At 69.9% G+C, this 14148-nt stretch carries 13 protein-coding genes; 8 read left to right on the forward strand and 5 right to left on the reverse strand.

From position 1 onward, the window contains the following. The first annotated feature begins 31 nt into the window (after positions 1–31). Positions 32–1042, forward strand: a complete 1011-nt coding sequence (locus F0L46_RS20960; RefSeq protein WP_149821232.1) for an ABC transporter substrate-binding protein — start codon at positions 32–34, stop codon at positions 1040–1042. 3 nt (positions 1043–1045) lie between these two features. Here F0L46_RS20960 and F0L46_RS20965 read toward each other — a convergent pair whose 3' ends face one another. Next, positions 1046–1810: a GntR family transcriptional regulator gene (locus F0L46_RS20965; RefSeq protein WP_149821234.1), complete on the reverse strand. Its 765-nt coding sequence runs from the start codon at positions 1808–1810 to the stop codon at positions 1046–1048. A 167-nt stretch (positions 1811–1977) separates the two neighbouring features. Next, positions 1978–2520: a hypothetical protein gene (locus F0L46_RS20970; protein ID WP_149821236.1), complete on the reverse strand. Its 543-nt coding sequence runs from the start codon at positions 2518–2520 to the stop codon at positions 1978–1980. 204 nt (positions 2521–2724) lie between these two features. Between F0L46_RS20970 and F0L46_RS20975 the strand changes: the two genes are divergently transcribed. The 3 genes from F0L46_RS20975 to F0L46_RS20985 all read left to right on the forward strand — a co-directional run bounded on the left by F0L46_RS20975 (position 2725) and on the right by F0L46_RS20985 (position 5707). Further along, positions 2725–3594, forward strand: a complete 870-nt coding sequence (locus F0L46_RS20975; protein ID WP_149821238.1) for an urea carboxylase-associated family protein — start codon at positions 2725–2727, stop codon at positions 3592–3594. A gap of 144 nt (positions 3595–3738) precedes the next feature. Next, complete coding sequence (locus F0L46_RS20980) at positions 3739–4791, forward strand: hypothetical protein (protein ID WP_149821240.1); 1053 nt, start codon at positions 3739–3741, stop codon at positions 4789–4791. A 331-nt stretch (positions 4792–5122) separates the two neighbouring features. Then, a complete protein-coding gene (locus F0L46_RS20985) occupies positions 5123–5707 on the forward strand; it encodes a PilZ domain-containing protein (protein ID WP_149821241.1) in 585 nt (194 codons plus the stop codon). Between the two features lie 16 nt (positions 5708–5723). Here F0L46_RS20985 and F0L46_RS20990 read toward each other — a convergent pair whose 3' ends face one another. Continuing rightward, on the reverse strand, positions 5724–7631 hold the full coding sequence (locus F0L46_RS20990) for a lysozyme inhibitor LprI family protein (RefSeq protein WP_149821244.1): 1908 nt from the start codon (positions 7629–7631) through the stop codon (positions 5724–5726). Positions 7632–7780: 149 nt separating this feature from the next. Here F0L46_RS20990 and F0L46_RS20995 point away from each other — a divergent pair, with 149 nt between their 5' ends. Then, a complete protein-coding gene (locus F0L46_RS20995; RefSeq protein ID WP_149821246.1) occupies positions 7781–8029 on the forward strand; it encodes a hypothetical protein in 249 nt (82 codons plus the stop codon). Between the two features lie 147 nt (positions 8030–8176). Here F0L46_RS20995 and F0L46_RS21000 read toward each other — a convergent pair whose 3' ends face one another. After that, positions 8177–9400 (reverse strand): MFS transporter, encoded by a 1224-nt coding sequence (locus F0L46_RS21000; RefSeq protein WP_149821248.1) that lies wholly within the window; start codon positions 9398–9400, stop codon positions 8177–8179. 479 nt (positions 9401–9879) lie between these two features. Between F0L46_RS21000 and F0L46_RS21005 the strand changes: the two genes are divergently transcribed. Together F0L46_RS21005 and F0L46_RS21010 are read left to right on the forward strand one after the other, a co-directional pair. Then, positions 9880–10485, forward strand: coding sequence for a sigma-70 family RNA polymerase sigma factor (locus F0L46_RS21005; protein WP_240540093.1), 606 nt, complete (start codon positions 9880–9882; stop codon positions 10483–10485). A gap of 276 nt (positions 10486–10761) precedes the next feature. Continuing rightward, positions 10762–11871: an O-antigen ligase family protein gene (locus F0L46_RS21010; RefSeq protein ID WP_188312071.1), complete on the forward strand. Its 1110-nt coding sequence runs from the start codon at positions 10762–10764 to the stop codon at positions 11869–11871. Here the strand turns inward: F0L46_RS21010 and F0L46_RS21015 are convergent. Continuing rightward, complete coding sequence (locus F0L46_RS21015) at positions 11809–12852, reverse strand: glycosyltransferase family 4 protein (protein ID WP_188312072.1); 1044 nt, start codon at positions 12850–12852, stop codon at positions 11809–11811. The genes F0L46_RS21010 and F0L46_RS21015 overlap by 63 nt on opposite strands. Before the next feature lie 81 nt (positions 12853–12933). Between F0L46_RS21015 and F0L46_RS21020 the strand changes: the two genes are divergently transcribed. Next, positions 12934–14145: a glycosyltransferase family 61 protein gene (locus F0L46_RS21020; RefSeq protein ID WP_149821256.1), complete on the forward strand. Its 1212-nt coding sequence runs from the start codon at positions 12934–12936 to the stop codon at positions 14143–14145. The last annotated feature ends 3 nt before the right edge of the window (positions 14146–14148 follow it).

The following is a 14148-nucleotide window of genomic DNA, read 5'->3' on the forward strand; positions in this document are numbered from 1 at the left end:
CCCCCGACCCCGTCACAGAGGAGCGACATCGATGATCACCCGCCGCACTGCGCTCACCGGCGCCGCCGCCCTCGGCGCGTCCCTGTCCATGCCGACGCTGATCCGGGCTCAGGCCCGCGAGCCGCTCACGGTCATGACCCCCTTCGGCTACATCTCGGACTTCATCGAGATGATGAACGCCGTCTCGGGCGGGCATTTCGCGGCGCAGGGCTTCGATGCGAAGCTTCTGGGCGGGCAGGGGACGGCCCAGGCGCTCCAGCAGCTCATCGCCGGGCAGGTCGCCTTCGTGCGCTCGGCCGCGATCGACCAGCTGCGCGCCGTCGCGACCACCAATGCGCCGCTCGTCTCCTTCTCGACGCTCTATCAGGGCTCGACCTTCCACGTGGTGAGCCTCAAGGATAAGCCGATCACCCGGGCCGAGGACTTCAAGGGCAAGACGGTCGGCCTCGTCTCCGTCGGCGGCACCACCGACACCTTCCTCGACCTCATGCTCCAGAAGGTCGGCCTCAAGAAGGACGACGTCTGGCGCGAAGTGACGGGCAACAGCCCCGGCGCGCTCCAGGTGCTCAAGCAGGGTCGCGTCGACTGCTTCATGTGCGCGATCAACGTCGTCGTGACCCTCCAGCAGATGAAGGAGCCGATCGAGGTTTGGTCGACCGACCGCTACGCCCCCATGCCGAGCCAGTGCTACCTCACGACCCAGGCGATGATCGACACCAAGCCCGAGGTCATGCAGCGCATCACCCGGGCGATGAAGGCCTCCGTCGACGAGATGATGACGAAGCCCGTGAAGGAGATCTTCCAGCGGGCCGCGAAGGATTTCGACATCCCCGGCATCCGCGACCTCGACACCCTCGTGATGGTGGCCGACGCCGCGCGCGAGCGGCTCTGGCTTTCCGAGGGCAAGGAGAACCTCATGCGCAACGTGCCCCGGCTATGGACGGCCGGCGCCGAGGCTCTTCGCGCGAGCGGCGTGGCCGACGTGAAGAACGTCGAGGCGCTCTATACCAACCGCTTCATCGACGCGGCGAAGCCCGCGTGAGGCCTACCCGATCGGCGTCCACCGTGCGGCGGGCCCGAGGCTGAGGCGGGTGAGGCTCATGCGGTACTCGAAGCGGTCGGGTGCATAGAGGCTCTCCTGGTGCAGCACCGGCCCGCCGGCCTCGTCGGTCATCAGGCGGCGCATGCAGATGAGCGGGCTGTCGGCGGCGACGCCGAGCGTCGCGACGGCCATTTCGCTCGCCGGCACCGCCGTGATCGCCTGCTCGGCCCGGGCCGCCAGGATGCCCTTGCGGTCGAGGGCGCGGATCACCGGCTCGCTCGCATCCGCGTTCGGGTCGAGAAGGTCGGCATGGATGGCGGGGACGAGGATCGTCGTGAGTGACATGGGCTCGCCCTTGTGCGAGCGCACCCGGAGGATCCTGAGCGCGAGGCCGGGGCCGAAGAGCGGCGCGATCTCGGGGCCCGGCTCCACCCGGTCCCAGGCCAGATTGCGCGCCGTCGTGCTCTGGTCGTAGGTGATGAGGTTCTCCAGCACGCCGGAGATGTTCGTCTTCTCCGCCGTGGCGGAGACGCGCACGGGGAAGGTCCCGACGCCGCGCACCCGCCGGATCAGCCCGTCGGCCTCGAGCTGCTCCAGGGTCCGGCGCACCGTGACGCGGCTGACCTGGTAGCGGGCGGCGAGAGCCGGTTCGGACGGCAGGCGCTCGCGGGGGTCGAGCCCACCCTCGGTCAGGCCACGCCGGAGCTCGACATAGATCCGGTGGTAGAGCGGCGCGATGCGGTGAGATCGCGTGTTGCGTGGTGGCATGCCGCCGCTCGTCTCCCAGGTGGTGCCCGCACTCTAGCGCGTACGGGCCCGCAGGGGGAGGGCGGGATCGGTCGTTCCGGAGATGTGTCGAGCGTGCCCTCCGGGCGACGCCGCGGGTGATCTCCGCGGCGGCCGATAGGCCCTCAGATGCCCGGGTGCGTCCCGGGTCAGGGCAGGTCGACGCCGTCCCAGTCGCTCGAGAGGGCCTGAGCCGGGCCAGTCGCCGTGCGACTGATCGCGCCGGTGGTCTCGACGCTCGGCGGCGCGAAAGCGGCCAGGATGAGCGCGGCGACCTCGTCGGGCGGTGCCGCGAAACGGTCCGACTGGAGAGCGGCAAGCTCAGGAGGGGCGCTGGCAAGGCTCAGGGCGACAAGGGCCGCGGTCTCGGCCTCGCGTGGATCGAGGAAGCGATCGGGGCCGAGCGCCGCCTCGACCGTCTGAGCGCGAAGGCTGAGCGCGATCAGGGCCGCCGTCTCGGCCTCCCGCATGTCGGCGAAGAACGCCGGATCGACCGCCAGGAATGCAATATCATCGACGGCGCGATCCGTTGCGGGCGCCGGAAGCTGCGAGATTTGCTCGATGAGCGATGCGAGGCGCGGCGCAGGAGAGGTGAGTATTTCCTGTTCCAACCCATCCAAGAACTCGGCCCGGGCTGCACCAGAAGTGGCAAGGCAGACAGACAAGGCCAGAACCGCAGAGGTCACACGCATGTTGTCGACTCCATGAACGAGCCGAGTGTGGCTATCGAAACCCTAACGTAAACCTACCAATCCTCGCTAACATCTCCTTAACCGAGCCGGCTGACCCTGCGTCGCATTAGGATCGTACCTTGGGCAGTCTCTCCCGCACGCCGGCCTCGTCACGCGCTCAGCGCTGCTCTAGAACGGGTTTTTGCCTTGGGACAGGAGGGTCGGATGAAGCCAGAGCACGGTGAGGTGGCGGAGCCGCCAGACGCCGCGGCGCGCCGGAGCGTAGCGCCGGTGATCTGCTATCCCGTCTCCGGCCTGCCGGCCCCGGATCTCGACGCCTATCGGGCGGCGCGGGAGGGCTGGAGCAAGGTCGACGAGGTGATCGTGCCTCCGCGCGAGGCGGCCTGCTTCGAGGTGCCGGCCGGATCGTTCTTCCGGATCGTGAGCGTTGAAGGCTCCCAGGTCGGCGATCTCAATCTGTGGGCCGCCGGCGACCTCACCGAGCGCTTCTTCTCGGGCAAGACGCGGGCCCTGCACGGAACTCATCTCTCGACGGGAGACCGGCTCTGGTCGTCCCTCCCGTATCTGCGGCCGATGGCGACGATCACCCACGACACGCTCGACTGGTACGGTTTCGACGCCTGGGGCGGCTCCGTGCACGACGTGATCGGCACCCGTTGCGACCCGTACACTCACCGCCTCCTGTCCGGGGGCGAGTACCATCATTGCTGCCATTCGAATCTCACCCGCGCCCTCGCGGGACGCCTCGGGATGGCGCTGGAGGCGGCAGAGCCCGCCATCCACGACGTGCTCAACGTCTTCATGTGCACGGGTTTCACCCGCGACACCGGGCAGTACTTCATGAAGGCGAGCCCGGTGAGGCCCGGCGACTTCCTGGAGTTCTTCGCCGAGATCGACCTGCTCGGCGCCCTCTCGGCCTGCCCCGGCGGCGATTGCAGCAGCGAGCATTCCAGTGACGAGGCGGTCTGCCATCCGCTCCTCGTCGAGGTCTACCGCCCGCTCGCGCCGCCACGCGGCTGGAGCGAGCCGCCGCGCAACGGCTACAGCCGCCGGCACGGAGCTGACGGGGCCTGACCGCAGCCATTCGGAGGGTTTCCCGCGAGACGGGCACGTAGCGCCGTGGGCCGGGCATCCGAACCCTTCCCGGGCCGGTGCGTTGAGGCTTGGCCGGAACGCCGCTTTTACGACAGGAGCCCGGCGAGGCCTGGAGTACCGCCCATGCGTGTCCGCTTTCTGCTCGCCCTCGGGGCTTTCACGCTATCTCCGCTCGGCGCACTTGCGTCGCAGGGCTACAGGAGCGCCTTGTCGGACGGTCTCCACGATCAGCCGAGCGTCGGCGCCATCCCCCGTGTCGGGCGCGCCCTCACCCAAGTGGCACAGCTTGGCGGCGGAACTGGCGGCGCGGGCGCGAGCGGAAATGGCAACGGCAACGGAAATGGCAGCGGAGGCGGCCTCGGTGGCGGTGCTGGCGGGGGTTTAGGCGGAGCGGTCGGCGGCGCGAGCGATGCGGCCGGCGCGGCGGCTGGCGCCGCCGGAAGCGCGGTCGGCGGCGCTGCGGGCGGAGCCGTCGGCGCGGCGGGCAATGCCGCCGGCGGTCTCGGCAACGCCGCGGGTGGCGCGGTGGGGAACGCCGGGAATGCTGCCGGGGGAGCCGTGGGCGGCATCGGCGGACCGGCAGGAGGGGCGGTCGGCGGGGCCTCGGCGCCAGGCGTAGGAGGCGGGGTCGGCGGAGGAGCCGGTGCAGGTCTCGGCGGGTCCGCCGGGGCGGCGACCGGGTTCACGGGCGGGGCCGTCGGAGCATCGACCGTCGGCAGCACGCCGGGCTCCGTGGCGAGCCCCGGCGTCACGGCGTCCGTGGCGCCACCCGCGGCGGCCGCAGCGACAGCCGGGGAGGGCGGCTCGACGTTGCCGGCGGCTCTCCTCCCGCGGGGAGGCGAAGGCCTGCCCTCCATCCAGGTCCCGCGCTTCGGCACGCTCTATGGCACCCGGCGCGATCTGGCCGCCGTCACGTCTGCGCTGCCCGGCCGTCCAGGTGCACCTCAGGCCGTCGTGGAAGCGTGCCGCAGCTCGATCGTCGCCGCAGCCCGCCCGCTCGGCGTCGTCCATGTCGACGTGGCAGGCGCCGGCCGGGAACGCCCGGAGCGGGGCGGGCGGCTGGCCGTACCCATCAACGTGAGGGTCGTCTACGCCCGCCAGGGTGGCCACGAGGTGCGCCAATCCCGGATCACCTGCCGCGTCGACCGGCGAGGCACGGTTCTGGCGCTTCGCTGATCGTTTGCGCCGCCTGCGGGCGGCCCTCCACGGGAAGCGGAATAACGCCACGCTGGAACCATGGCGTCCGCGGCCGGTTGGCCTTCGAGACCATCACATCCTGGAGAGAGACATGTTCCGACTTCTGAGGAATGTTGCCCTGTTGCGTATGGTTTGGGGCCTTTTCCGCCGCTCCCGCCGCGCCTGACCCTCGTTTGCATCACGTCGAAACGCGCCCGAGGTCTTTCATGGACCTCGGGCGCAGTCGTTCGGGCCGACCCGACGACCGAGGCTGCGCCGCGCAAGCCTCGCTCCATCGTGGCATGTGATCCTCGCTCCATCGGAGGAGGCCATGCCCGACGGGGTCTATCACCCATACCGTTACGAACGCCGGCGTGACGAGCGCATCCATGTGAGGCTTCAGGGGCGCATTACGTCGCCTGACGGGACCGATCTGCCCTGCGCCACGCTCACCGTATCGGCCGGCGGGCTCGCCGTCGAGACCCCGACGCTGATCCCGCTCGGCGAGCACGTCGTGTGCCACTTCGAGCAGATCGGCCAGATCGATGCCGTGATCGTCGGGCATCACGAGGAGGGCTTCGCCGTCGCCTTCGTGGCCGACCGGGATACCCGTGGCGAGCTTGTCCGGAAGGTGGACTGGATCGAGCGCCGGATGGAAGGGGAGGTCGGCGATGTCCGCCGCCATCCCCGCCATGTTCCCCCGCCCAACGTCCTCACGATCCGCCTCGGCGGCGGGCGAAGCGAGCAGGCGCGCCTTCTCGACGTCTCCATCTCCGGAGCGGCCGTCGAGGCGGAGCAGCTGCCGCCCGTGGGGAGCACCGTCTGGATCGGCCCCATGCGCGGCCGTGTGGTGCGCCATCTCCCGAACGGCTACGCGGTCGCATTCGCGAGCGCGGCCTTGCCGGCGCCGCTTTGAGCAGCGGCACGCCCCCTTACCGCTCTGGCCTTTGAGCCTTCGTCCGCGGACGCAGGAGATCGGCCACGTCACTCGACCCGGCATCCTCGGCGAGCGCCAGCGCCGTCAGGCCCGCGTCGGCCACAGGGTCACCCGTGTCCTGGCAGGGGAGGGCGTCGAGGATGCGGGGGCGGAAGCGGGAGGGCTTGGCCAGGAGGTCCGGGTCGGCGCCGCCGTCGAGGAGCATGCGCGCGGGATCGGTCAGCCCGAGGCGCGCAGCCGTCATGAGCGGCGTGAGACCGCTGGCGCCGAACGCGTTCGGATCCGCCCCTCGCGCCAGGAGGCCCTGCACCGTGGCCGGGTGCTCCAAGGCGAGCGAGAGCAGGGGCTCGTCGACATCGCCCTGCGCTGCCGCGATCGCGGCTTTCGGATCCCGTCCGAGACGGGTCCACAGCTCGTCCGCCCTCCCGGCCAGGGCCGCGGCGTGCGGCGCGTGACGCGCGTCGAAATCCGCGGCGAGGAACGCCTTCACGGCCTCGTCGCCGTCGACGGCGAGATAGGCGCCAAGCATGCGGTCGAGATAGAGGCGGGCCAAAGCCGCGGCGTCGGCCGCGTTGCGCCCGAACGCCTCGCGATAGTAGCGGGAGACTCGCTCCTCGGCCTCCCGGTACACGACCCGCGTCGCCTCGACGGCACGGCTCGCCTCGAGACCCGTCAGGGCCTTGCGCCGCAGGTAGATCTGCACCTCTCCGGTGGCCAGCGCACGCCACGCGCCGGCGCGAACCGGGATCGGACGCAAGGACCACGGCCGGAAGGCCGCGCGCTCTTCCAGGGTGTAATCATCATCCGTCGCCGGGCCGCAGGAGAGGGGCGGGAGCACGGCATTGGCCGCGTGCCGCAAGGTCTCGACTTCGCCCCAGCCGTAGAGGCCCTCGCCCGCGGCGGGCTCGGGGGCCGCCTCGAACAGGCACATGCGTTCGATCGATGTCGGGCTGTGGAGGGCATAAACGCCGAGATACCCGCTCCGTCCGTCGCGGATCGGCACGAGCGCAAGCGTGCGCCCGCCGTCTCGGAAAAGGCGGAAAGCCTCGCGGACCGGCACCGAGGAAGACGCGAGATCCGGGCGCGGCGAGGCGAGGCTGCTCTCGTTCTCGGCGAAGTGGCTCGGGTCGAGCAGGGGCTGGCTCGCATCCCGTTCGGCCCCGATGGCGAACGGGTTCGGTGGCGGGCGCAAGGCACGGCGCAGGGTCTCCTCGGACGGGTAGACGCGATACTGCCAGGTCGGGGCCCGCAGCGTGGCTCTCGTGCCGAGGCGGAGGATCGTGGCGGCCCGCCCAGTCTCGTAGAGCTCGGCTTTGGCCATCTCGGGCGGGGCCTCGTCGGAATCGAGGCGCCGGTTCATCTGCACCGGCGCGAAGCCGACCTCCCGCTCGCTGAGAGGATTGACGCGCTCTGCCGGCCCAAAGAAGCCGGCCACCACGTCCCGGAAAAGGCCTTCACAGAGCGAGCGCCCGGCGCCCTCGACCATGACCGGCCGGAACGGCACCTTCGGCCAAGCGGCCTCGTTCGCCTCGCGGTTCAGGACCGCGAGGCGCTGCGCGTACAGCCCGTAGAGGCACGACGCGACGGTTTCGCCGCCTGGGGCATCGCTGCCGGCTCCCGGCGAGCCCGGGCAGGTGAGGGCGCGCCCAGATACCCACCGTCTCTGGTCGGCCTGGATGCTGTCGCGGGCCGCACCCGCGGGCGCTGCGGCCAGGCGCTCGCGGTAGGCGTCCGCGAGCTCGCGGTCGAAGCGGGCCAGATCGGGGCTGCCGCAGATTGTCCGCTCCACCGTGCCGCTCGCCCGCTTGCAATCGAAGCTCGGTGCTTGCGCGGCCGCGTCCGCGCTGGCGAGAACCAGGGCGAAAAGGACCGGGGCGCCTCCTGTTCTGGCAAGCCGCCGCATGGTTCAGCCCTTCATTCGTGGTCTCGCCACAGATCCAGGCGCGCCTCATCGCTGCGGTCAAGCTGAAACCCTCGCTGCCGTCGCGACTTGCTCCCTATGAAGAGTACCCGCGTGAAGCAAGGCGTATGGCAATCGGTTCCTCTGGCAGCATGCGGCGAACGCTCACGGGCGTCGCGGCTCTGGTCGGTCTTGCCCTTCTGGGATCGGTCCCCGCGGCCGCCCAGGACCGGGGGCGACAGCACGGCTGGGCCGACGAGGTGAAGCGCTCGCTCGACAAGCCGGACCGGGAGTCTGGCGAGATGACCGGATCGACCGCTGCAGGCTCCCGCGAGAGCCAGCGTCCGCAGTCGAGCCAGCGTCCCGCGAAAGGTCAGGGCTCCGACAAGGCGCGGTTTTGAACCGGCGCGAACTTTTTTCGTCCGCCCGTTGGAACCGTGCCGGTGTGACGGCGTTATCGGGATGTATCCGGCTCATACTGCCCCCACGAGCCGGCGCCTTCAACCCGCCGACGCCTCGCGCTCGGCGGGTTTTTCTTTGCCCGATCCTCAGGCTGCGCGGGGGTTCAGGCCGACGCCGCCGGCCCGCATCAGCAGCCAGCCCACGATCGCGACGTTCAGCAGGTTCCAGCATAGCCCGTGCACGAAGGCGGCCGCATACGAGCCCGTGTAGTCGAAGATCGCACCCGACATCCAACCGCCGAAGGCCATGCCGAAGAGCGTCGCCATGATGACGAGCCCGACCCGGGCGCCGGCTTCAGCGGGAGAGAAGAAGTCCCGCACGATGAGGGCGTAGCTCGGGACGATGCCGCCCTGGAAGAGACCGAACAGCGCGGAGATCACGTAGAGCGAGGCGAGCCCGTCGAACATCAGGAACAGGAGCAGGGCCATTCCCTGCAGGGACGAGCCCAGGAGCAGCGTGGAGAGGCCGCCGATCCGGTCCGCGATCCACCCGGAGGCGATCCGGCTCACGATCCCGCAGCCGAGCATCAGCGAGAGCATCTGCGCGCCCCGGGCCGCGCCGAAGCCGAGATCCGTGCAATAAGCCACGATATGGACCTGCGGCATCGCCATCGCGATGCAGCAGCCGAAACCGGCCACGACGAGGAGCCCCTGGAGCGCTCTGGGCGACAGGCCGAGCCGGCTCTGCGCTCCGGAAGCCGCAGCCTGCGCCGGGGTTTGGCAGATGGTGGGCGCCCTCTGGCGCAGGAGGAAGGCGAGCGGCACCATCAGCACCACGCAAGCGACCCCGATCCCGATATGCGTCGCGCGCCAGCCGTGCGTCGCGATCGACGCCTGAACGATGCCCGGCCAGATGGTCCCGGCGACGTAATTGCCCGCGGCGCAGATCGCGACCGCGCTGCCCCTGTGGCGTACGAACCAATGCGAGATGTCGGCGATCAGCGGCGCGAAAGTGGCCGAGCTGCCGAGGCCGATGAGAAGGCCGTGGGCGAGCGCAAACCCCGTGAGGCTCGTGGACAAGCCCGCCGCGAGATAGCCGAGGCCCAGCAGGAGGGAGCCCGCGATCACCGGCACGATCACCCCGAACCGATCGGACAAACGGCCGGCGAAGACGCCCCCGAAGGCGAAGCCCACCATGGCGAGCGTGTAGGGGAGAGAGGCGCCGGCCCGCGCGACACCGAACTCCTCCTGCACGGCCGGCAGCGCCACGACGACGGACCACATGCCGACGCCGCCGATCGCGCTCAGCGCGACGGCCACGAGAAGGCGCATCCAGGAAAGGCGGGAATCCGGCTCGAAAGTGGCTGGCATGGTCGGATTCCCGTTCTGCGGCAATGTCTGATACAGTGCCCCAGCGATAGGCACCATCGTCTATCGAAGCGGGACGGGGTTGCGCGCGGGGAGCTTGACGGGGTGCTGCCGTTAAGGAAACTCGAGGGATCGGGATGACATAGGTGAAGGAGCCGGCGCCTCATTTGGGCGACAATGGTCATTCTATGTGGGAGCCGAGCGGCCCGCCTGAGGACGATTTGGGCTCATCGGGCTCGGGTATGAGCGTTGGCTCGCCGGAGCCGATGCCGCCCTCCGATGACAACGCCGGTGAAGAACCGGTCCGTGAAAGTGAGGTTTGCATGAACGTCCGAGTAGCCAGCGCCACGGCGGCAAAGAGCGACGCTGTCGCCGAAGCCACTGGACCGCGTCGGAAAGCCCTCGGCCTTTCGATCCTGGATCACCTCGGTACGGAACTGCGCGGCCTTTATGCGGTCGAGACGGTTCCTCTACCCGACATCCTGACCCGCCTCCTCGAGCAGCTCGGCGACAAGGCCCCGAACCTCGACGCCGATCCCCAGCTCCGCAAGGACATCGTGGCGGCCATCCCGGGGCTCCGCGCCTTCGCGATCTCCCTGTCCGGGAACGTGGACCGGGCGGACGATCTGGTCCAGGAGACGATGCTGCGCGGCTTCGCGAACCTCGACAAGTTCCGTCCCGGCACGAGCCTTCAGGCGTGGCTCTTCACGATCCTCCGCAACCTCTTCCACAGCGAGTACCGCCGCAGGCGGCGCGAGGTGGAGGACCCCGATGGGCTGTGGGCGGGCAAGCTTGCCGTGCTGCCGGACCAGGAGCCGCACCTCAACCTGTCCGACTTCAAGAACGTCTTCGTCACCCTCTCCGACGATCAGCGCGAGGCGCTGCTTCTGGTCGGGGCCGAGGGCTTCACCTACGAGGAGGCGGCCGAGATCTGCGGCGTTCCCGTCGGAACGGTGAAGAGCCGCGTGAACCGCGCCCGCCGGCGCCTCGCCCAGCTTCTCGCCATCGACGGGGCCGAGGATCTCCAGCCCGACGAGATGATCCAGGCCGCGATCGCGAGCGGTGCGGACCGTGGGCTGAGCGGCTGACGAACGGACGTTTGGACCGCTGAACCGATGCCTACGACTTTGAGGACGGCGGCGCCGCGCTGCCGTCCCGATGGCTCAAGGGCTCAGGCAAGGATGGCCAGGAGCGGCGAACTGGCTTAAGTGAGCCCAGGTTCCGGCCCCCGGGACACACCTGCGCATTGAGCCATGCTCCCTTCCTCCGCCGCCGCACGCTCCCGCTTTGCCGTTTATCCGCTGCACGCGTGGGCGCTGGGCCTGGTGGCCGCTGCGATCCTGATCATCCCGACGCGAGGCTCGGTGCCATCGCTTGTCATGGCGGTGGTGACGGTCCTTGGGATCGCAGTCCTCCTCGACGGGCGAAGCCGATCCGCCCTCTCGCCGGCCATTCGCCCGCTGGCGGCCCTGCTGGCCGCGATCGTCGCCTGGCAGGGCCTCGGCGTTCTGCTCCGGGGTGATATGAACGCCGAGGATGCGGCGGCTCTCGCAAGCTCCGTTGCCATCGTCATGCTCCTTCCGGTCGCGGCCTTGGCCGCGAGGCGCGAGGGAGCCATCGGCCGATTCCTCCTCCTCCTCTTCTCCTTTGGGCTAGCAGCGGCCGTCCTGTCGCTTGCGCTCCACCTGAACGGGCAGCTCCATGGGGGAAATCCGATCCGCAGCATTTTGGCGGAACGCTTGGTGCCGTTCGGCAGGGCCCGTCACGCCATCCTCGGCGCCGGAGGGATCGCTGCCTCGTTCCTGGCAGGCCTCGCGCTGATACGCTCCGGCGGGCTTCGCCGCACGATCGCGTTGCCGGGGCTCGCCGTGATGGCCGCCACCCTGCTCCTGACCCAGAGCCGGGGGCCGATCATCGCGCTGGCGCTCGCCACCGTGGCGCTCCTGGCGATCGATCACGTGCCCCTCAGGCGCCGAGCCCTGGCCGCGCTCGCTTTCGCGGGGGCGTGCTTTGCTCTGCCGGTCGCCCTCGTCCTCCTGGAGCCGTGGCTGACGAGCATGGTTTGCGCAGGCGGCACGGGTGTCTGCCGTCCGTCTCAGCGGCAGGACATGTGGTATGCGCTCACGGGCATGATCCGGGAGCGGCCGTGGTTCGGCTGGGGCCCTTCCTTTCGCCTCGGCGCCGACACCGTCGGTCACGCCCATAACGGGCTTCTCGGGACGGCCTTCTTCTTCGGGCTGCCGATGGCGGCCATGTTCCTCGCCGCGTTCGGCCATGCGCTCGTGCGGGGAGCAGGCCAGGCGCGTGGGCCGGTGCGGGACTTCGTGATCGGCGGGCTATGCTTCGCGGCGGGATTCATCGGGTCCGACCTGCCGAACCCGTTCGCCTTCTTCAATACTCATTACCTCTTCCTATGGCTTCCGCTCGTCCTCGGCGTCGTCTCGGCTACCTCCGAGCAGGAAGGCCTCCCATAGGCGCGCCGAGCGATCCCAAGTTAGCAGGTCGCGTTGGTGGCCCGCCCCCGCGTGCAGGAGCCGCCAGAGACTGTCGTCGCGCGCCAGATGTGCCGAAAGCGCAAGGAGCTCGCCATAGCTGTTGGCGACAAGTCCGTTGACACCGTGCTGCACCCGCTCGGAGAGGGAGCCGATGCCGAGCGTCACGACGGGCAGGCCCATGGCTTGGGCCTCGGCGGCGGCAAGGCAGAAGGTCTCGTCATGGGCGCCCGGATAGATCATCGCCCGCGCTCCGCTGTAGGCCGCCGCGAGTCCTGCCTGATCCTGCCGCGGATGGAAGACCACGCCAGCCGCACGAGCCTCCTCCGGCGTCCAGCCGACCTCCGACGCCGCCGTCCCGTAGACATGGAGCTCCGCTCGCGCCGCCCGCAACTCGCCGTTCCGCTTCCAGGCGTCCAGCGTCGGCTCCAGCCCGCGCTGGCGCTGCGACGCCCAGACGAACCGGCGGGAAGAACCGTCGGTGGGGGCGGCTTGGCGGAAGATGTCGGAGACGCCGTGCGGGATCACGGTCCGGCTTGCGAAGGGGTAGAGGCGACTCATCGCCGCTCGCGCCACCGTGCCGACGAAGACCGCGTCCGGGCGCAGCCGCACCAGCGCGCCGATGTAGCGGCGGCGGACCGCCTTCTCCAGCGCGAGCGGATTGTGCAGCCAGAGGACGCGCCGCGCCCCGGCGGGGGCGGCGCCGAGCGGGCCCGGGTCGTTGCTCGACACGAACAGGTCGGCCGGGTGCCGGCCGGCGTCGGCCAGGGGTACGTTCAGGACACCGTCGACTTCGATCGGCCCGGCCTCCTGACGTGTCGCGACCACGAGGCGGTGGCCGCGCGCGGTAAGGGCGCGAGCCAGCTCGATTGTCGTCGTCTCGATGCCCCCAAGCGCCGCAGTGCCCCAGTCGGCGAGGCTGAACCGCGTGTGCGTGGGGCAGATCAGCGTGATGCGCGCCATCGTTGTCCTCGTTCCCCGCCTTGACTCTCTTTCCAGGCCCATGACACGGGTGGCCCCGGATCGGAATGCGAAGCGAGGTGCATGGTGGCGCGCGGGCGGGCGACATGGAAACGGATCATCGATCCGAAGACCTATCTGACCCGCGCCATGGTGGGCCTCGAGAGCATCGCGCCCGCCGTCACCGGAGCACTCGGCTACTACTCCATCCTGCAGCCCCCGTCACGTTTCGAGGCGCTCACCGAGGAGCGGGTCCCGAGTCCTCTCTTGCAGCCACGTTACGCGGCTGCCTTCGAGAACCTTTCCAAGGCGAATGTCGACACGCCGACAGGACAGGCCGGGCATGCGGGTCACAGGCAGGCCGGGGAGGGCGGTTCGCCGCTCGGACCGTTGCAGCCCCTTGAGACGCGGCGTGTCGCGGCGGTCCTCGCCGATGTCCTGGTTCCCGGGCACACGCTTCTCCCGGTCGACGGGCGGACGGGCCGATTGCTCTCGATCTATGGCGGCGGTCATGTGAACTGGGGCCGTGCCTACCCCGCACCGGCCTCGTTGAGGCGCGCCGCGCTGCCAGGGTTCGCCTGGGCGGTGCCGAGCGTGCACAACTATTACCACCTGCTCGTCGAGCACATTCTTCCCGTCGTCGACGAGCTGATCCGGCATCGGGAGCAGTATCGTGGCGTTCCCGTCACGGTGATCGGCTCCGAGCGGCTGCCGACGGTCAGGTTCTTCCTCGGGCTGCTCGCCGACGTCGGAATCCAAGTCGACGTCGTCGAGGCGAATGCCTTCACGACGTGGTGCCCGGAACGCTACCTCTTCTGCAAGCCCGTGAGCGCGACCGTCGAGCATTTCTACGCCTATGCCGAGGCGGTCGGCATCCTGAAGGAGGCGATCGAGCGCCGGTCCGGGAGGGTGCGGCCGTCGCGCCGAATCTACATTCCCCGGACGGGAACCCGGATCCGGCGCCTCGCGACGGAAGAGGCGCTCGTCGAGCAACTGGCTGCGCGGGGCTTCGCGGCCTTCGGCGCCACATGGTCGAATACGGCCCAACAGGTCGAGGCTTTCATGGGGGCGCGCGAGATCGTCTCCGTCCACGGCGCCGCGCTCACGAACCTCATCTGGGCGTCACCGGAGGCTCAAGTGGTCGAGCTCTTCCCCGAGAACGCCCGCAAGACCACCTACCTTCACATGGCGGCGCAGCACGGGCAGGCTTACGCCTGCGTGATCGGCGGCCCGGAGGACGGGCGGCAAGATTTCGGGGTTCCCGTAGAACGGGTTCTCGGAACGCTCGGAGATTGAAGC

Source organism: Salinarimonas soli, assembly GCF_008386575.1.
GTDB lineage: Bacteria > Pseudomonadota > Alphaproteobacteria > Rhizobiales > Beijerinckiaceae > Salinarimonas_A > Salinarimonas_A soli.